This window comes from Rodentibacter trehalosifermentans (assembly GCF_002000545.1).
GTDB classification, from domain to species: domain Bacteria; phylum Pseudomonadota; class Gammaproteobacteria; order Enterobacterales; family Pasteurellaceae; genus Rodentibacter; species Rodentibacter trehalosifermentans.
Window position 1 is genome coordinate 1 of sequence record NZ_MLHL01000066.1, and the last position, 17850, is coordinate 17850.

At 41.2% G+C, this 17850-nt stretch carries 19 protein-coding genes; 16 read left to right on the forward strand and 3 right to left on the reverse strand.

Annotated elements, in window-relative coordinates:
• The first annotated feature begins 223 nt into the window (after nt 1–223).
• From BKK52_RS10945 to BKK52_RS11005, 13 genes are all read left to right on the forward strand, one after another.
• Nucleotides 224–1288, forward strand: a complete 1065-nt coding sequence (locus BKK52_RS10945; RefSeq protein ID WP_077416767.1) for an acyl-CoA dehydrogenase family protein — start codon at nt 224–226, stop codon at nt 1286–1288.
• Nucleotides 1289–1434: 146 nt separating this feature from the next.
• A complete protein-coding gene (pgl, locus tag BKK52_RS10950) occupies nt 1435–2133 on the forward strand; it encodes a 6-phosphogluconolactonase (RefSeq protein WP_077416765.1) in 699 nt (232 codons plus the stop codon).
• A complete protein-coding gene (locus BKK52_RS10955) occupies nt 2133–2489 on the forward strand; it encodes a DUF1304 domain-containing protein (RefSeq protein ID WP_077416763.1) in 357 nt (118 codons plus the stop codon). Before pgl ends, BKK52_RS10955 begins: the two co-directional genes overlap by 1 nt.
• 20 nt (nt 2490–2509) lie before the next feature.
• Complete coding sequence (locus BKK52_RS10960) at nt 2510–3592, forward strand: DUF1176 domain-containing protein (protein ID WP_077478690.1); 1083 nt, start codon at nt 2510–2512, stop codon at nt 3590–3592.
• 36 nt (nt 3593–3628) lie between these two features.
• Nucleotides 3629–4033 carry a nucleotidyltransferase substrate binding protein gene (locus BKK52_RS10965; protein WP_077416759.1) on the forward strand — a complete coding sequence of 135 codons (405 nt, stop codon included), beginning with the start codon at nt 3629–3631 and terminating at the stop codon, nt 4031–4033.
• Complete coding sequence (locus tag BKK52_RS10970; protein ID WP_077416757.1) at nt 4026–4334, forward strand: nucleotidyltransferase family protein; 309 nt, start codon at nt 4026–4028, stop codon at nt 4332–4334. Before BKK52_RS10965 ends, BKK52_RS10970 begins: the two co-directional genes overlap by 8 nt.
• A gap of 88 nt (nt 4335–4422) precedes the next feature.
• Nucleotides 4423–4881, forward strand: coding sequence for a virulence factor (locus BKK52_RS10975; protein WP_077416755.1), 459 nt, complete (start codon nt 4423–4425; stop codon nt 4879–4881).
• Nucleotides 4882–4936: 55 nt separating this feature from the next.
• Complete coding sequence (gnd, locus tag BKK52_RS10980) at nt 4937–6391, forward strand: decarboxylating NADP(+)-dependent phosphogluconate dehydrogenase (RefSeq protein WP_077416753.1); 1455 nt, start codon at nt 4937–4939, stop codon at nt 6389–6391.
• 75 nt (nt 6392–6466) lie between these two features.
• Nucleotides 6467–6778: a DUF4298 domain-containing protein gene (locus BKK52_RS10985; protein ID WP_077416751.1), complete on the forward strand. Its 312-nt coding sequence runs from the start codon at nt 6467–6469 to the stop codon at nt 6776–6778.
• Nucleotides 6779–6926: 148 nt separating this feature from the next.
• Nucleotides 6927–7601: a ribulose-phosphate 3-epimerase gene (gene rpe, locus BKK52_RS10990; RefSeq protein ID WP_077478691.1), complete on the forward strand. Its 675-nt coding sequence runs from the start codon at nt 6927–6929 to the stop codon at nt 7599–7601.
• A 47-nt stretch (nt 7602–7648) separates the two neighbouring features.
• On the forward strand, nt 7649–8323 hold the full coding sequence (locus tag BKK52_RS10995) for a phosphoglycolate phosphatase (protein ID WP_077421640.1): 675 nt from the start codon (nt 7649–7651) through the stop codon (nt 8321–8323).
• Between the two features lie 341 nt (nt 8324–8664).
• Nucleotides 8665–11079, forward strand: a complete 2415-nt coding sequence (lon, locus tag BKK52_RS11000; RefSeq protein WP_077421641.1) for an endopeptidase La — start codon at nt 8665–8667, stop codon at nt 11077–11079.
• A 191-nt stretch (nt 11080–11270) separates the two neighbouring features.
• Nucleotides 11271–12833 (forward strand): AbgT family transporter, encoded by a 1563-nt coding sequence (locus BKK52_RS11005; RefSeq protein ID WP_077478692.1) that lies wholly within the window; start codon nt 11271–11273, stop codon nt 12831–12833.
• Between the two features lie 112 nt (nt 12834–12945).
• Here BKK52_RS11005 and BKK52_RS11010 read toward each other — a convergent pair whose 3' ends face one another.
• Both BKK52_RS11010 and BKK52_RS11015 read right to left on the reverse strand, forming a co-directional pair.
• Nucleotides 12946–13431, reverse strand: coding sequence for an MFS transporter (locus BKK52_RS11010; RefSeq protein WP_077478693.1), 486 nt, complete (start codon nt 13429–13431; stop codon nt 12946–12948).
• A gap of 30 nt (nt 13432–13461) precedes the next feature.
• Nucleotides 13462–14109 (reverse strand): MFS transporter, encoded by a 648-nt coding sequence (locus BKK52_RS11015; RefSeq protein WP_077478694.1) that lies wholly within the window; start codon nt 14107–14109, stop codon nt 13462–13464.
• A 116-nt stretch (nt 14110–14225) separates the two neighbouring features.
• On the opposite strand from BKK52_RS11015, the gene hemW reads away from it, so the two are divergent.
• From hemW to serA, 3 genes are all read left to right on the forward strand, one after another.
• Nucleotides 14226–15377 (forward strand): radical SAM family heme chaperone HemW, encoded by a 1152-nt coding sequence (gene hemW / locus BKK52_RS11020; RefSeq protein ID WP_077421643.1) that lies wholly within the window; start codon nt 14226–14228, stop codon nt 15375–15377.
• Between the two features lie 105 nt (nt 15378–15482).
• Nucleotides 15483–16142 (forward strand): ribose-5-phosphate isomerase RpiA, encoded by a 660-nt coding sequence (gene rpiA, locus BKK52_RS11025; protein WP_077417325.1) that lies wholly within the window; start codon nt 15483–15485, stop codon nt 16140–16142.
• 30 nt (nt 16143–16172) lie between these two features.
• Nucleotides 16173–17405, forward strand: a complete 1233-nt coding sequence (gene serA, locus BKK52_RS11030; protein ID WP_077478695.1) for a phosphoglycerate dehydrogenase — start codon at nt 16173–16175, stop codon at nt 17403–17405.
• Between the two features lie 94 nt (nt 17406–17499).
• Here the strand turns inward: serA and BKK52_RS11035 are convergent.
• Nucleotides 17500–17850: DUF4328 domain-containing protein (locus BKK52_RS11035; protein WP_143531415.1), on the reverse strand; the 351-nt coding region annotated here is incomplete at its 5' end.

Sequence of the window (17850 nt, forward strand, 5' to 3'; positions counted from 1 at the left end):
ACATACCCTTTATATTTAATCGACCTAAACTTATTGTTTAATATTATATTGATTTTTTATAATTTATATTTATTTATAATAAAAAAGCGCTTCCCTTCATCTAATCAGTATTATCTTATTTCTATATTAAAAAAATATATATCATATGCATAATGGATATTATGCAACCTTATTTTTCTATAGTATTTTCCTTTTCAATCAAATTAACAAAGGAGAATAAATAATGGCTTTTTTTTCAGAACATTTTATTCATTGGTTAGAAAATAACGCAAATGAATTAGATCAAACTTCTTCTGAATTATCGGAAGGATTGTTAAAAAGAATAGCGCTTGAAGGCGTATTTAAAGTGGGTGTCCCAACGCCATTAGGCGGACAGGGTGGGGACGCTAAAGAGGTGATTGAAATATTGCAAACATTAGCATCACATTCACTCACGGCGAGTTTTATTGCGTGGGGACATTATACTTTTATTAAACAAATTTTAACCAGCTCAAATCCCTATTTTAGAGAACATTATTTAAATGAACTTATTAATGCGGATATTGCAGGGGCGACCGGGCTTTCCAATACGGTTAAATATTTAGCTAATTTGGAAGAATTAAACGTAAAAATTAGCCAAAAAGACGGGAAATATTATTTAAATGGCAAGTTACCTTGGGTAACCAATGTGAGAAAAGATCGTTTCTTAGCGGTATTTAGTGCAGGATTGGAAGGGAAAACCCCTTGGGTTATTGCGATTCCGTCAGATGCAATTGGGTTGGTTCGTTCGGCTGATTTAGAGTTTATCGCCCTACAAGGTGCAAACACCGCAAGTTTAACGTTCAATGAGGTAGAATTAAAGCCGGAATGGATTTTATCCGACAACGCCCCTGAATTTTTAGCTCAAACCCGCCCTTATTTTTTAGGTTATCAATTCGGTTTGGCTTTAGGGTTGGCGAAACGTTCGTTGCAAGAAGCCGAACAACGACTTATTTATCGTGCGGCATTAGCGACAGACTGGCAGCAAACAAGCGAACATTTTACTTCTCTTAAACAGCGTTTATATCAGGGATTGACGGAAGAACAATATTTTATTGAACGTCCGAAAGAACTCCTTGCTTTGCGTTTAGAAGTGGTGGATCTCGTGGCTAAAAGCCTATTATTGGAGTTAGAAGCAAGCGGTGGTGCGGCTTATTTTAAAGACTCATCATTGAGTTTTATTCGCCGTTGGAATGAAGGCGCATTTTTGCCGGTCGTCTCGCCAAGTGCGGCACAATTAAAACAACTTTTGCAAGAGAATTCGCATTAATTTAATTGACAATTTCTTGTTTCAAATGGATAACTTAAACGGTTTGCTATGGTAAAATGCCTATAATTTTTATCATAGGTTTGGTTATCCATTTTTTGTTTTTTCAAAAATACCGGAAAATCGAACCGCACTTTTGTAGGAATAAAATGAACACGATCACGTTTTCTACGGCGCAACAAGCGGTTGAAAAAATAGCACAAGAATTTGTTATTTATAGCCAATCGATCCACCCTATACATATTTCCCTTTCCGGTGGTTCAACACCAAAACTACTCTTTAAAACACTGGCGCACCCCCCTTATGTAGAGCAAATCAATTGGCAAAATTTACATTTCTGGTGGGGTGACGAGCGTATGGTTTCACCACAAGATCCCGAAAGCAATTACGGCGAAGTGCAAAAATTATTATTCGACCATATCCAGATTCCAGCGGAAAATATTCATCGAATTCGTGGTGAAAATGAACCGCACGTTGAGCTAAAACGTTTCCAAGAGGAACTCAGTGCGGTCATTCCTGACGGTGTTTTTGACTGGATTATTTTAGGCATGGGGGCAGACGGACACACAGCTTCCTTATTCCCACATCAAACTTATTTTGATGATAAAAACCTTGCGGTGATGGCAAAACACCCTGAAAGCGGGCAAATCCGTATTTCCAAAAGCGCAAAATTCATCGAACAGGCAAAACGCATTACTTATCTTGTGACAGGTGAAGGCAAAGCGGAAATTTTAAAAGAAATCCAAACCACACCAGCGGAAACTCTCCCTTATCCGGCAGCGAAAATTAAAGCGAAAAATGGGGTGACGGAGTGGTATTTGGATAAAGCGGCAGCGAAGTTTTTATAGTGGAAATTTTAGCCCATATTTTGACCGCACTTGTGGCAATCGAACATTTTTACATTCTCTATTTAGAAATGTTCGCTATTGAGGGAAAACAGGCCAAACGCATTTTCGGTTTAACGGATGAGTTTATCGCCCAAAAGAAAGTGAAGGTGATGTTTGCCAATCAAGGGTTATACAACGGCTTTCTGGCGGCAGGAATTCTCTTCGGTTATGTGATAAACCAAATGTCGGTGATTTATTTCTTTTTAGTTTGTGTGATAACTGCCGCCATTTTTGGCGCAATCACCGCCAATAAGGGCATTTTTGTAAAGCAAGGGTTGCCGGCGGTGTTGGCGTTGGTTTTGCAGATTGTTATATAAATTATTCATAGGATAGATAAATGAAAAAGTTGTTATTACTCATATTACTGCCAATGAGTGTATTGGCTTCACCGATCAAAGGGATTGATGAGTCTTACCAAGATTGGAATTTGGTTTGTGATAATACCGGTACTTGCCGTCTGACAGGGTATCAATCAGATGGTTGGTATGATATACCCGTTTCGGTTTTATTTACCCGTCCGGCAGGGGAAAATGCAAAGGTGTCAGGGAAATTATCTTTTTTGGCATACGATCAGGAAAAAGAGAAGAACATTCCTATTGGTAAATTTGCCGAAATTTTGATAAATGGGCAATCTTTAGGAAAAATGCAAAAAGAAAATGTTGATGATATTCAAACCGAATATTCTCTCACGGACACCCAAATAACGACACTACTTAACGCATTGAAAAAAAACACCGAAATCCAGATTGTTTCCGGTGAGTTTAAAGGTAAATTATCGGATAAAGGTGCGGCAGCGGCAATGTTGCGTATGGATGAATTTCAGCAGAGATTAAATACGCCTTCAGCCCTGATACGCAAGGGAAATAGCACAAAACCGGTGTTAGCCCCACGCCCTGCGCCTAAAATTACGGCGATAGCTATTCCAAGCCGTCAAGAATATATCCTGAAAAAGGGAACAAAACAATTTGATGAAGTAATGGCACTTTTACGTCAAGCTAATGGCACGGATGAAGAATCCGATGGCTATTGTCCTGTTTTGCATCAGGATGATAATTGGCTTGATGGGATTACCATTTACCCGCTGACGAATAGTAAGGTATTGGCAGAATCTCTTTGTTGGAGGGGCGCTTATCAAGAGGGAGCTTATTATGCAGTGATGGATGATAAATTAACCCGAGTCGAACAGCAATTAGCTCATCAATATAATGGAGCTTTTTATGATGAACAGAAACATTTTTTAGCCGTTAATGGATCTTATAAAGGTCGTGGAATCGGTGATTGCTGGTTTGGTCAGAACGCAGTTTGGAATGGCAAAATTTTTATCCGCACTTCAGAGTGGACAAGCGGATCATGTAAAGGTGTTGGCGGTGGCTTTTGGCATTTACCAATATTCGAGAGTGAGGTTGTGGTGAAAGAGTAATCTATCTTTATGGATGAGCAATTAAAGAGGCAAATAATGCTTGATTTTACCCCATTAGAAAAAGCTATTTTTCGTCTAGAAGAAGGGTTAAACCGTTATCTGCAAGATGTGAGTGATCTGCAAATTCGTGATGGTTTAATTCAACGCTTTGAGTTTACCTATGAACTCAGCCACAAAATGCTAAAGCGTTATTTGGTTGCGATTTCGCCTAATCCAGAACTTTATGATGGCATTAGCTTTCAAGATCTGATTCGCACGGGCAATGAATATGGCTTATTGCAAGGAGAGTGGAGTGATTGGAAACAATATCGTGAAATGCGTAGCCGAACCAGTCATACTTACGATGAAGATATTGCAATCGCTGTGGTGCAGGGTATTCCTAAATTTTTAAGTGAAGCAAAATATCTCCAAGAGAAATTAAAGTGCGGTCAAAATGGATAAGATTTTTGATATTGAACCCAAACATCTTACTATTGTACAAGATATTTTACGAACTCACTTGGCAGGCTATGAAGTGCGGGCATTTGGTTCAAGAGTGAAAGGTACAGCGCGTAAATTTTCGGATTTGGATTTGGTGGTAATGAGCGAAGAACCTCTCTCGTTACGGCTTTTTGCGGAGGTCAGCGAAGCCTTTAGCGAAAGCGATCTCCCTTATAAAGTGGATGTGCTTGATTGGGCGACAACGTCCGAAAGTTTTCGAGAAATTATTGAACAAAAGTATGTGGTGGTTGCAGAGAAATAAGCCTGTGCACAGTTATTTGGCGAGTGAAGTATGTCAATGTACTCCAAAGTAATATACATTGGTAAAGACATGATGCAATGAGGATAAAATGGATCGTACATTAATTGTTTTTGATATGGATCCCCATTGTTTGGAAGAAAACTATCATAATGCCAGTTGGCGTAACGCCTATTCGGATATTCAATGTATTTTAAAAAAACATGGTTTTAGCAATATTCAAGGAACAGTTTATTTGAGTGATAGAGGTATTAAACAAGCTCATGGCACGCTTGCTTTGCAAGAAGTCGCCGCAAGGTTTGAATGGTTTTATCACTGTGCCTCTAATATTCAGTTTTATGAATTAAAAGATGATTTTAATGCACAATTTATTGTTGAAGGTGTGCAACGGGCACGAGAAGCCTTTAATCGTTCACTTGATGGTTTACGTCAAGAACTATTACAAGCAGGATTGTCTGCTGACAAAGTGGAAGAAATTGTGGGAAAACGTCAATTTTCTTTACAACAAATTCCTGAAAAGGATTTATTACAAAATAATTCAACAAACTAAGTTTATACTCAATCGGTGTAACTCATAAATTGCACCTCACCAGCAGGAGAAAAAAATGTCACAAAAAGGCGATATCGGCGTAATTGGACTCGCCGTGATGGGGCAAAACCTCATTTTAAATATGAACGACCACGGGTTTAAAGTGGTGGCGTATAACCGTACCACGTCAAAAGTGGATGAGTTTTTACAAGGGGCGGCGAAAGGCACGAACATTATCGGGGCGTATTCCTTGGAAGATTTGGCGTCTAAATTGGAAAAACCAAGAAAAGTGATGCTGATGGTGCGTGCGGGCGAAGTGGTGGATCAATTTATTGATGCACTATTACCGCACTTGGAAGAGGGCGACATCATTATTGATGGTGGTAACTCTAACTATCCGGATACTAACCGCCGTGTGAAAGCCTTAGCGGAAAAAGGGATTCGCTTTGTGGGTTCCGGAGTATCGGGCGGTGAAGAGGGCGCTCGTCATGGGCCTTCCATTATGCCGGGTGGTAACGAGGAAGCATGGCAATATGTTAAACCGATTTTACAAGCGATTTCTGCCAAAACCGATAAAGGCGAACCGTGCTGTGATTGGGTTGGAAAAGAGGGCGCAGGTCATTTCGTGAAAATGGTGCATAACGGCATTGAATATGGTGATATGCAGTTAATTTGCGAAGCTTACCAATTCTTAAAAGACGGACTAGGCTTAAGTTACGAGGAAATGCAAAACATTTTCGCTGAATGGAAAAAAACAGAGCTAGATAGCTATCTAATTGATATTACAACAGATATTTTGGGTTATAAAGACACAGACGGTACACCGCTTGTGGAAAAAATCCTAGATACTGCCGGACAAAAAGGCACGGGTAAATGGACGGGCATCAACGCTCTTGATTTTGGTATTCCATTAACCTTAATCACCGAATCGGTGTTTGCCCGTTGTGTTTCTTCTTTCAAAGATCAGCGGGTGGCGGCAGAAAAATTATTCGGCAAAACCATTGGCAAGGTGGAAGGCGATAAAGCGGTTTGGATTGAAGCGGTGCGTAAAGCCTTACTTGCCTCAAAAATTATCTCTTATGCACAAGGCTTTATGTTGATTCGTGAAGCTTCCGAAAACTTTGGTTGGGATATCAACTATGGCGCAACCGCATTATTATGGCGTGAAGGCTGTATTATCCGTAGCCGTTTCTTAGGCAATATTCGTGATGCTTATGAGGCCAACCCGGATTTAATTTTCTTAGGCTCGGATGCTTATTTCAAAGGCATTTTAGAAAATGCTATGAGCGACTGGCGTAAAGTGGTGGCAAAATCCATTGAAGTGGGTATTCCGATGCCTTGTATGGCTTCTGCGATTACCTTCTTGGATGGTTACACTTCTGCTCGTTTACCGGCGAATTTATTGCAAGCCCAACGGGATTATTTTGGTGCGCACACCTACGAGCGTACAGATAAACCGCGTGGTGAGTTTTTCCACACCAACTGGACAGGGCGTGGCGGTAACACCGCTTCCACCACCTATGATGTGTAATTGGTAAAAGGCAAGATAAATTGACCGCACTTTAAGCAAAGTGCGGTTTCTTTTTACCTCATTTTGGAGAGAACTATGCTATCTCAAACTCGTTTGGCACAATTAGCCGAAATGGAAAACATATTGGATGAAGCCAATGAATTTTTGGCTGAGGCAGAAAATTTTCTTGAAAAATGGCAAACCTTTTTACCGAAAATGAAACGTTTAGAACGTTATTATTTTGAAGGGGATTGGATGGCGGATTTTGAAGCTTATGAACAAGGGGAAATCCCTCAAACCCAGTCTTGTGGCGTGCTTTCAGAAGATCTTGTTTATAATGCCAGTAGCGATCAACGAAGCCTTGCTATTGAATATTTAAAATTGATAACGACAATTTTGGATCAATAAAAAGATAGAAAACTGACCGCACTTTGCATTCTTGTCAAAACAGACAGGAAAGTGCGGTCATTTTTTTCAAAATTTTCTGAGAAATAATCAAGGCAATTTCTGTTTTAACGTAGTAAACTAGAGCGGTGATTACCCCGAGGAGATAACGATGAAACCTTACCTTATTGCCCCTTCTATTCTTTCCGCCGATCTGGCCCGCCTTGGTGATGATGTTCAAAATGTGCTTAATGCCGGTGCAGATCTCATTCATTTTGATGTGATGGATAATCACTATGTGCCCAATTTGACTTTTGGCCCCGCTATTTGTCAGGCTTTGCGTGATTACGGTATTACCGCCCCTATTGACGTGCATTTAATGGTGAAACCGGTGGATCGGCTTATTCCTGATTTTGCCAAAGCCGGAGCAAATTATATTACCTTCCATCCGGAAAGCACTGAGCATATTGACCGCTCTTTACAGTTGATTCGTGATCACGGTTGCCAATCCGGTTTGGTGTTTAACCCTGCCACACCACTGAGTTATTTGGATTATGTATTGGATAAAGTGGATGTCATTTTGTTGATGTCGGTTAATCCGGGATTTGGCGGACAATCTTTCATTCCGGCAACGTTGAAAAAATTACAACAAGTTAGAAAAATCATTGATAACAGCAGTTTTGATATCCGTTTAGAAGTGGATGGCGGTGTAAAAGTCAATAATATTGCAGAAATTGCCGCTGCCGGTGCGGATATGTTTGTCGCAGGCTCAGCGATTTTTGACAGTCCGGATTACAAACAAGTGATTAATCAAATGAGGGATCAACTTTCCACTGTCCGTGGTTAATCGAGAATTTTTAGTTTCCTTATAGCGGTATAAAAAAGAGAGATTAAATGAAAACACAATTTAAATTGATTGGTTTTGATTTAGACGGCACGCTCGTTAACAGCTTGCCGGATTTAGCCCTATCCGTCAATTCAGCCTTAGCCGAATTTGATTTACCCCAAGCACCGGAGTCTTTAGTGTTAACCTGGATTGGCAATGGGGCACCGGTGTTGATTGCCCGAGCATTAGATTGGGTAAAAGCACAAACCGGTAGAACATTAAGCGAAGCAGAGGTAGAAGAAGTTAAAGCACGTTTCAACCACTATTATGGTGAAAACCTTTGCAATGTGAGCCGCCTTTATCCCAATGTGAAAGAAACCTTAGAAGCATTAAAAGCGAAAGGTTACACTTTAGCCGTAGTAACAAATAAACCGACCAGACACGTTCAACCGGTGTTGAGCGCCTTTGGTATCGATCACTTATTTAGCGAAATGCTCGGCGGGCAGTCTTTACCGGCAATTAAACCGCATCCGGGACCACTTTATTATTTGTGTGGGAAATTCGGTGTTGAACCCCGCCAACTTTTATTTGTAGGTGATTCTAAAAACGATATTCTGGCTGCCCACGCAGCAGGCTGTGCGGTGGTGGGATTAACTTACGGTTATAACTATAATATTCCTATTAGTGAATCCCATCCGGATTGGGTTTTTGATGATTTTAGTCAATTATTAACGATACTTTAGTTTTTCTCGGCATTATGTAGCAGTTGCACAATAGATAATTTTTCGCTCCCTCCTTTTACAGGGAGCGAGGCGGCACCTTAAGGGGGATTGCAACAAAGTTGCAAAAACTCAGTGAAAAGTAACCGCTCTTTTCCCCCCTCCGCCTGCGGCACCTCCCCCCGTAAACGGCGGGAGGGAAGATAGCCAATAGTTTTGTGCAAGTGCGACATAACACCGGGTTTTTCTCAAAAGTGCGGTAAAAAATGACCGCACTTTATGCGCTAATTAATCCTATTCCCTTGAATTAATCAAACCCAGCCCCATATTACCCCAAATTGTCGAAGTAGAATTAGAGAGAAGATATGAACGCCAAAAGAACAGAACGCACGATGCCCGTATTACCATTACGCGATGTCGTGGTTTTCCCTTATATGGTGATGCCGCTTTTTGTGGGGCGAGCCAAATCCATTAATGCCCTTGAAGAAGCGATGAATGAAAATAAACAGCTTCTTTTGGTTTCACAAAAACAAGCGGATTTAGAAGAACCGGCGATTGATGATGTGTTTGATGTGGGCACCATTGCCAATATTATTCAGCTTTTAAAATTGCCTGACGGCACAGTAAAAGTGCTTGTCGAGGGGCAGCAACGGGCAAAAATCAATCATCTAGAAGAAGGGGAACAATTTTTCTCTGCAGAAATCACCCCGATTGATACTGTCCGAGGTGATAAAAAAGAATTAGAGATTGTCAAAAATGCCGTCTTGTCCGAGTTTGAAAATTACCTAGCGTTGAATAAAAAAGTACCGGCTGATGTGCTAGGCGCCCTACAACGGATTGATGAGGCCGATCGCTTGGCAGATACCATGGCAGCACATTTGCCGGTAAGCGTTCGTCATAAACAAAGTGTGTTGGAATTGGCTGATGTGCAAGCGCGTTTGGAATATTTGCTTGGTATGATGGAATCGGAGGCGGATATTCTCCAGGTGGAAAAACGCATTCGTAGCCGTGTGAAAAAACAGATGGAAAAAAGCCAGCGTAACTATTATCTGAACGAGCAAATTAAAGCCATTCGAAAAGAAATGGACGATGGCGAAAATGAAGATACCATTGATGAAGTGGAACAACTTCGTCAAAAAGTGGAAGCGGCGGGAATGCCGGCTGAAGTGCGTGAGAAAGTGGAAAGCGAACTGCAAAAACTCAAAATGATGTCAGCCATGTCCGCAGAAGCTACCGTGGTGCGTAGCTACATTGAATGGATGATTCAAGTGCCGTGGCATCAACGCACGAAAGTGAAAAAAGATATTACCAAGGCTCAACAAGTGCTGGATGCGGATCACTATGGTTTGGAGCGGGTAAAAGAACGCATTTTGGAATATCTTGCAGTGCAAGCACGTCTTAATAAAATTAAGGGGCCGATTCTTTGCTTGGTTGGACCACCGGGGGTAGGGAAAACCTCGCTTGGTCAGTCGATTGCTAATGCAACAGGGCGGAAGTATGTACGTATGGCATTAGGTGGCGTGCGTGATGAGGCGGAAATTCGTGGACATCGCAAAACCTACATTGGTGCATTACCGGGCAAGCTCATCCAAAAAATGGCAAAAGTTGGGGTGAAAAACCCGTTATTCTTACTGGATGAGATCGATAAAATGGCATCAGATATGCGTGGCGATCCTGCCTCTGCTTTATTAGAAGTGCTCGATCCGGAGCAAAACACCACGTTTAATGATCATTATCTGGAAGTGGATTATGATCTTTCCGATGTGATGTTTGTAGCCACCTCAAATTCCATGAATATTCCTGGACCGTTGCTTGACCGTATGGAAGTGATTCGCCTTTCCGGTTATACGGAAGATGAAAAACTCAATATCGCCATACGTCATTTGTTACAAAAACAAATTGAGCGTAACGGTTTGAAGAAAGGGGAATTAGTGGTAGAAGAAAGTGCGATTTTAGACATTATCCGCTATTACACCCGAGAGGCCGGTGTGCGTAATTTGGAACGGGAAATTTCCAAAATTTGCCGCAAAGCGGTGAAAAATTTATTGGTGAATCCTAAGTTGAAATCGCTCACCGTTAATTCAGATAATCTACATGATTATCTTGGTGTGAAACGTTTTGAATTCGGCAAAGCGGATACGCAAAATCGCATAGGTGAGGTCACTGGTCTGGCATGGACAGAAGTGGGCGGTGATCTGCTTACCATTGAAACTGCTTCTGTGGTGGGTAAAGGTAAGTTAACCTTCACCGGCTCTTTGGGGGATGTGATGAAAGAATCCATCCAAGCAGCGATGACGGTGGTACGTTCCCGTGCCGATCGACTTGGCATTAACCCTGAGTTTCACGAAAAACGTGATATTCATATTCACGTGCCGGATGGTGCAACACCAAAAGACGGTCCAAGTGCAGGGATTGCCATGTGTACGGCTCTGGTGTCTTGTTTAACGGGTAACCCGGTGCGTGCGGATGTGGCAATGACAGGAGAGATCAGCTTGCGTGGTAAAGTCTTGCCAATCGGCGGCTTAAAAGAAAAACTGTTAGCAGCACACCGTGGCGGTATAAAAACCGTATTAATTCCAAAAGAGAATGTGAAAGATTTGGAAGACATTCCGGATAACGTGAAACAAAGTCTTGCGATTCATTCGGTAGAAACCATTGATGAAGTGTTGGGCTTGGCACTTGAAAACCCACCTGAAGGGATTGAATTCGTCAAAGTGGCAGCCAAACCGAAAACACCACGTCGTAAAGCCGCCACGAAAACCACAAGAGCGGTCAATTAATTCAATATTTTTTAAAGGCTTGTGAAAACAAGCCTTTTTTGTTGCGTTAAATTCTGATTTTTTGACAACTCACTTAAAAAGTTAAAAAAATGTAATGTTATTGTTTGAATGGTGGAAATTTTGTTTTGGGGTTTAGTAAAAAATATGCGAATATGAAATTTACTCTTTAACCAATAAAAAAGGATATGCCTATGTCATCAACCGTTTCTCAAAAAAACAGTCGAATTCAGCATTTTTTAAAAGGGGTGGAATGGCTCGGAAATTTACTGCCACACCCTGTGATTTTATTTATGTTGATGTGCGCTATTTTGATCGTGCTTTCAGCTATTTTGCATTATTTTGATGTGAGTGTTGTCGATCCACGACCTAATCATTCCGGTGATATTGTGGTGAAAAGCCTACTTAGCCAGGAAGGGATTGCTTATATGGTGAGTAGTTTAGTGAAAAATTTCACCGGTTTCGCACCACTTGGCACGGTTTTAGTGGCAATGCTTGGGGTATCCATTGCCGAATCTTCAGGAATGATTTCTGCTGCTTTGAGGGGACTTGTCGTGGGGACACCGAAAAAATTGGTGACGTTCACCATTGTATTTGCTGCGGTGATTTCAAATACAGCGGCAGAGTTGGGTTATGTGGTCTTAATTCCTCTTGCCGCTATGATTTTTCACGCACTTGGCCGTCATCCGCTTGCAGGGATTGCCGCCGCCTTTGCCGGTGTTTCAGGGGGATATAGTGCGAACTTGCTATTAGGCACCGTGGATCCGCTTTTATCAGGAATTACCCAAGAGGCAGCCCGTTTAATTGAGCCTAATTATGTGGTTGGTCCTGAGGCAAACTGGTATTTTATGTTTGTGAGTACATTTTTAGTGAGTATTTTGGGCTATTTAGTCACTGAAAAAATCGTTGAACCACAGCTTGGAAAATATAATCCCCAAGAGGCCGATGATCCTACCATTCTCAACAATAAAGTGGAAAAATTAACCGCAAATGAGAAAAAGGGCTTAATGTGGGCCGGAATCGCAATGGTCATTTTTTCCTTACTTCTTGCTTGGACCATTGTTCCTGAAAACGGCATTTTGCGTCACCCTAAAACAGGGCTTGTTGCAGGTTCACCTTTCTTACATGGCATTGTGGTTTTTATTTTTATCTTTTTTGCTATTCCCGGCTACATCTATGGGCGAGTGACCGGTTCAATGAACTCTTCTCAAGATATTGTCAAATCAATGTCTCAAGGAATGGCTTCAATGGGGATGTATATTGTATTGGTCTTCTTTGCGGCACAGTTTGTGGCATTTTTTAAGTGGACGAACTTAGGTTCAATTGTAGCGGTAAAAGGGGCGAATTTACTGATTGAACTTGGCTTAACCGGCCCTATGCTTTTTGTCGGTTTCATCTTAGTTTGTGCTTTTATCAATTTGATGATTTCCTCCGCCTCCGCCCAATGGGCATTAACCGCTCCTATTTTTGTGCCAATGCTGATGTTAGTTGGGTATGCCCCGGAAGTGATTCAGGCGGCTTATCGCATTGGCGATTCAACAACGAATATTATTACACCAATGATGAGCTATTTCGGCTTAATTATGGCAGTTGCCGTGCGTTATAAAAAAGATACAGGGGTAGGGACACTTATGGCGATGATGATCCCTTATTCATTTATTTTCATCATCGGTTGGGTCACCCTTTTCTACCTTTGGGTTTTTGTGTTTGGTTTACCTATCGGCCCAGGTTCATTGACGTATTTTTCAGTGAACTAAGTGTGACAAAATAAATTGAATATTTTTTAAGGCTTGTGAAAACAAGCCTTTTTTATATGAATTAAAATCTAAAAGAATTGACGGAATCTTTCATTTTTCTTCAAATTAGCGTTTAAATTTTTACTCTTGTGAATTGATAAAAGAGCCATAAGCTAAAAATACTCATCAAAATGACCGCACTTAAATTTGCCATTTGCCAGCCATAGGGTGTTGCCATTAATAATCCCACGGAAAAAGAGGCGGAGAGATTGGCAAGATAAGTGATAAGCGAACTTGTGCCTTGTAATTTATGCCTATATTGTGGCGATAGCCGATTAAGCAAAAACGTGCCGCCGCTAAACATCAAGCCCCAACCTGCACCAATGAATATCAATGAGGCTAAATATGCCCAATGTTGCTGAAAAAACAAACTGCATAAACCGCCAATAATAAATAATAAACAGCCTAACCCAACAATATATTGGTTTTTGACGTTTTTCACCACAAAAGGCAGTAGCAGCGCAGGACTATACATTGCCACAAAATGCCATTGCAACACTGGGCTGATTTGTTCAATCTGAAAATGTTGATGATACATTGCTAAAGGGGTGGCGTTCATCAATAGCACCATCATTGCAAAACTTAAGGCTCAGCACGCCGTACCGATTTTAAATTCCTTCTGTAAGAACATATCTTTCGGTACAGGCTGATTTTGAGCGCATAGGGTTTGTGGATTTTTGATTGAAAGGAAAAGTTGGCTGATAATTAAAAGTACAAAAACAGCGAAACACAGCCAGAAAATTCCCACATATTTTATCGCCAATAAATTCGCCCCTTTCGTGGCTAAAAAAGGGCCTAACACACCACCGACAATACCGGCACTGATAATTAACGATGTCGCCCGTTTTTTATTTACTTCATCATCAAACACTTCCGCAGCAGCGAAACGATAATATTGGTTGAACACCGTTGCTCCCCCCAAGATAAAAGTAGCAAGGCTAAATAGATAAAATTGTGCTTTATAAATGGCATAGATCGCTAATAATGCCCCGACAATACCGATGAGTCCGCTCATAATAAATGCGGTTCTTCTGCCATATTTTGCCATTAAAAAAGACGCAAAATAGACACTGATCGCTGAACCTAGCACCGTCATTGTAATCGGCAAAGACACTAAAAAATCTTGAGGTGACAACACGTTACCCACCAAAGTGGAACTGAGTGTGAGTAAAGAAATCACACTACCACTCAACGCTTGACCGAAAAAAAGTGAAAAGAGATTAAGAGCGGATTTCATTTTTGTCTCCTTAATTATTTTTACTCCGTGAGCATTCGCTGATGATATTTTTACTTTTCGTTATTTCTTATCATGGCATAAAATACCACAACATATCTTCCAATCTGTCAACTATCATGCTCAAACTTCCTCCCCTTTCCCTTTATGTCCATATTCCTTGGTGTGTGCAGAAATGCCCTTATTGTGATTTTAACTCCCACGCACAAAAAGGTGAGATTCCCGAGAGGGATTATATTCATCATTTATTGCGAGATTTAAAAACGGATTTAGCACGTTTTAAACCATCAATTCAAGATCGTCAATTACATTCCATTTTCATTGGCGGTGGCACGCCGAGCTTGTTTTATGCGGAAAGCATTGCGTATTTATTGAGTGAAATCAAAAAACAGATTTCTTTCGAAAAGGACATTGAGATTACCTTGGAAGCCAACCCCGGTACGGTGGAAGCGGAACGCTTTAAAGGCTATGTGGCAGCGGGGGTGACGAGAATCTCTATGGGAATTCAAAGTTTTAACGATGACAAACTTCAGCGTCTTGGGCGAATTCATAATGCAGAAGAAGCCAAAAGTGCGGTCAATTTGGCGAAAGTTTCCGGGCTGCAAAGTTTCAATTTGGATTTGATGCATGGGCTACCTCATCAAACCTTGGATGAGGCTTTAGCGGATTTACGCCAAGCCATTGAACTTGCGCCCCCTCATCTTTCTTGGTATCAACTTACCATCGAACCCAATACAATGTTTGCTTACCGTCCACCAATCTTGCCCGATGAAGAGGCGCTTTGGGCTATTTTTGAGCAAGGGCATCAATTGCTCACCGCCGCAGGTTATCAACAGTATGAAACTTCTGCTTATGCCAAACCGGGTTTTCAATGCCGGCACAATGTGAATTATTGGCGTTTTGGTGATTATTTGGCGATTGGCTGTGGTGCTCACGGAAAACTCACTTTTCCTAACGGGGAAATTCTCCGTTTTTCCAAAACTAAACACCCGAAAGGCTATTTGCGAGGGGAGTATCTTTACGAAGAAAAAAACGTCCCCGAAATTGACCGCCCTTTTGAATTTTTTATGAATCGTTTTCGTTTATTGGAAGCTGTACCCAAAGGGGAATTTGAGGCTTATACGGGGTTAGCCCCCAATACGGTTAAAAATCAGATTGATTTTGCCCTTCAACAAAATTATATCGTAGAAACCGAAAAGGCTTGGCAGATCACCGAGCACGGAAAATTATTTCTAAACGAATTGTTGGCACTATTTTTAACGGAAGATTAAGTGATGTTATTTTTTCATCATCACTCATCAAAATTTGCACTTGTTTATTTAATTCTTGCGTATTAAAGTAACGCAATCGTTTACTTCTTAAAAATAGGAAAAGAAATGGATCAATTAGAAATGAAAAGGCTTGCCGCTCAAGCAGCTTTACAATATGTCAAAGCGGATACCATTGTGGGCGTGGGTAGTGGATCCACCGTGAACTGCTTTATTGAAGCGTTGGGGGCGATGAAAAATCAAATTAAAGGGGCTGTGGCGGCATCAAAAGCCTCTGAAGAATTGCTGCGTAAACAAGGGATTGACGTGTTTAGCGCCAATGAAGTGTCGGGCTTGGATATTTATGTGGATGGTGCAGATGAGATTAATCCACAAAAAATGATGATTAAAGGGGGCGGTGCCGCATTAACAAGAGAAAAAATTGTGGCAGCGTTAGCAAAAAAATTTATTTGTATCGTAGATAGCAGTAAGCAAGTGGATGTGTTGGGGTCAACCTTCCCATTACCGGTGGAAGTGATCCCTATGGCTCGCTCGCAAGTGGGCAGAAAACTAGCGGCACTTGGCGGTGCACCGGAATACCGTGAAGGCATTGTGACGGATAATGGCAATGTGATTTTAGACGTGCATAATTTTACGATTTTAAATCCGGTAGAAATGGAAAAAGAATTAAATAATGTTGCCGGTGTGGTGACAAATGGTATCTTTGCGTTGCGTAGTGCCGATGTGGTGATTGTCGGTACGCCTGACGGTGCAAAAATTATCGAATAATTTATAGAAATAACAATAAGGAAGGCAAACATGACAAATAAAGTGTCACTCGACAAATCAAAAATCAAATTTGTATTGCTGGAAGGCGTGCATCAAAGTGCATTAGATACTTTGCACGCTGCCGGTTATACCAATATTGATTATTACAAAAAAGCCCTTGATGGTGATGAGTTAAAAGCCGCCATTAAAGATGCGCATTTTATCGGGCTGCGTTCTCGCACGCATTTAACGGAGGAAATGATTGATGCCGCACCAAAACTCATTGCGGTGGGCTGTTTTTGTATTGGCACCAATCAGGTTGATCTGAATGCAGCAAAAGCACGAGGCATCCCGGTATTTAATGCACCATTTTCAAATACACGCTCTGTCGCAGAATTAGTGTTAGGGGAAATTTTGCTTTTGATGCGCAATGTGCCGCAAGCCAATGCGGAGGTGCATCGTGGGGTATGGAATAAATCCGCAGCCGGCTCACACGAAGTGCGGGGCAAAAAATTAGGGATTATCGGTTATGGGCATATCGGTTCTCAATTAAGTATTATTGCGGAATCCTTAGGTATGGATGTGTATTTCTACGATATCGAAAACAAACTTTCCCTTGGCAATGCCAAACAGATTGCCACCCTGGAAGACTTACTAGGTAGCTGTGATGTGATCTCTTTACACGTACCGGAATTACCTTCAACCCGTAATTTAATGAGCGCAGAGCGTATTGCGCAGCTAAAACCGGGTTCTATTTTAATCAATGCGGCACGGGGTTCGGTGGTGGACATTGAGGCGCTTGCTCAAGCCTTAAAAGAGGGGAAAATTAATGGAGCGGCAATTGATGTCTTCCCGGTTGAACCGGCGTCAATCAATGAAGAATTTGTCTCACCATTGCGTGAATTTGATAATGTAATTTTAACCCCGCATATTGGTGGTTCTACCGCAGAAGCGCAAGAAAATATTGGCTTTGAAGTGGCAGGGAAATTTGTGAAATATTCCGATAATGGCTCTACATTATCTTCAGTGAATTTCCCAGAAGTGTCTTTACCGGAACACGCCGGCACCAAGCGTTTATTGCATATTCACGAAAATCGTCCGGGCATTTTGAATAAGCTCAACCAAATTTTTATGGAAGCCAATATCAATATTGCCGCACAATATTTACAAACCGACCCGAAAATCGGTTATGTCGTGGTGGATGTGGAAACGGAAGATTCTGCGCCATTATTGGCTAAATTGCGTGAGATTGATGGTACAATTCGAGCAAGGGTTTTATACTAAAAGACAAAAAGTGCGGTCATTTTTGACCGCATTTTTTCCTAAGAGAAAAGTATAAACAGGGCACTATCTGCGTTTTTTCTAACTAAATGAATTGTTAGTTATTTGAAAATACCTTGAGTGGGTAATCAAGATTAGATGAATATTCAAGCTGCATTTGATTGACTTTTTTAACAACTTTCAAGAAAAGAATGGTAGCACAAATATCTAAGATACCGCTAACCATAGAAATGTTGGTTAAAAACATCAACCCATCGAGGCTATTGCTTTGTTCCTCATGAAAAGAAAGCTTGGAGTAGATATTACTAACAATATTAGAAATAATCCAACTTCCCCACCATACTTTCAATAGTAATGGAGAGGATGATAGTTTCCAATTCATTGGTGACTGACTGGCAAACCACGTTTCTCTCATGGCTTGGTAAGGCTTAAATAAAGGGGCTGACGT

Excerpts from the sequence above, each read along its gene's own strand:
- BKK52_RS11015 (WP_077478694.1), bottom strand. The coding sequence starts at position 14,109 with ATGAAATCCGCTCTTAATCTCTTTTCACTTTTTTTCGGTCAAGCGTTG.
- BKK52_RS10995 (WP_077421640.1), top strand. The coding sequence starts at position 7,649 with ATGAAAACACAATTTAAATTGATTGGTTTTGATTTAGACGGCACGCTC.
- rpe (WP_077478691.1), top strand. The coding sequence starts at position 6,927 with ATGAAACCTTACCTTATTGCCCCTTCTATTCTTTCCGCCGATCTGGCC.
- BKK52_RS10945 (WP_077416767.1), top strand. The coding sequence starts at position 224 with ATGGCTTTTTTTTCAGAACATTTTATTCATTGGTTAGAAAATAACGCA.
- BKK52_RS10985 (WP_077416751.1), top strand. The coding sequence starts at position 6,467 with ATGCTATCTCAAACTCGTTTGGCACAATTAGCCGAAATGGAAAACATA.
- BKK52_RS10960 (WP_077478690.1), top strand. The coding sequence starts at position 2,510 with ATGAAAAAGTTGTTATTACTCATATTACTGCCAATGAGTGTATTGGCT.
- pgl (WP_077416765.1), top strand. The coding sequence starts at position 1,435 with ATGAACACGATCACGTTTTCTACGGCGCAACAAGCGGTTGAAAAAATA.
- BKK52_RS10965 (WP_077416759.1), top strand. The coding sequence starts at position 3,629 with ATGCTTGATTTTACCCCATTAGAAAAAGCTATTTTTCGTCTAGAAGAA.
- gnd (WP_077416753.1), top strand. The coding sequence starts at position 4,937 with ATGTCACAAAAAGGCGATATCGGCGTAATTGGACTCGCCGTGATGGGG.
- lon (WP_077421641.1), top strand. The coding sequence starts at position 8,665 with ATGAACGCCAAAAGAACAGAACGCACGATGCCCGTATTACCATTACGC.
- BKK52_RS10975 (WP_077416755.1), top strand. The coding sequence starts at position 4,423 with ATGGATCGTACATTAATTGTTTTTGATATGGATCCCCATTGTTTGGAA.
- rpiA (WP_077417325.1), top strand. The coding sequence starts at position 15,483 with ATGGATCAATTAGAAATGAAAAGGCTTGCCGCTCAAGCAGCTTTACAA.
- BKK52_RS11005 (WP_077478692.1), top strand. The coding sequence starts at position 11,271 with ATGTCATCAACCGTTTCTCAAAAAAACAGTCGAATTCAGCATTTTTTA.
- BKK52_RS10970 (WP_077416757.1), top strand. The coding sequence starts at position 4,026 with ATGGATAAGATTTTTGATATTGAACCCAAACATCTTACTATTGTACAA.
- serA (WP_077478695.1), top strand. The coding sequence starts at position 16,173 with ATGACAAATAAAGTGTCACTCGACAAATCAAAAATCAAATTTGTATTG.
- hemW (WP_077421643.1), top strand. The coding sequence starts at position 14,226 with ATGCTCAAACTTCCTCCCCTTTCCCTTTATGTCCATATTCCTTGGTGT.
- BKK52_RS11010 (WP_077478693.1), bottom strand. The coding sequence starts at position 13,431 with ATGAACGCCACCCCTTTAGCAATGTATCATCAACATTTTCAGATTGAA.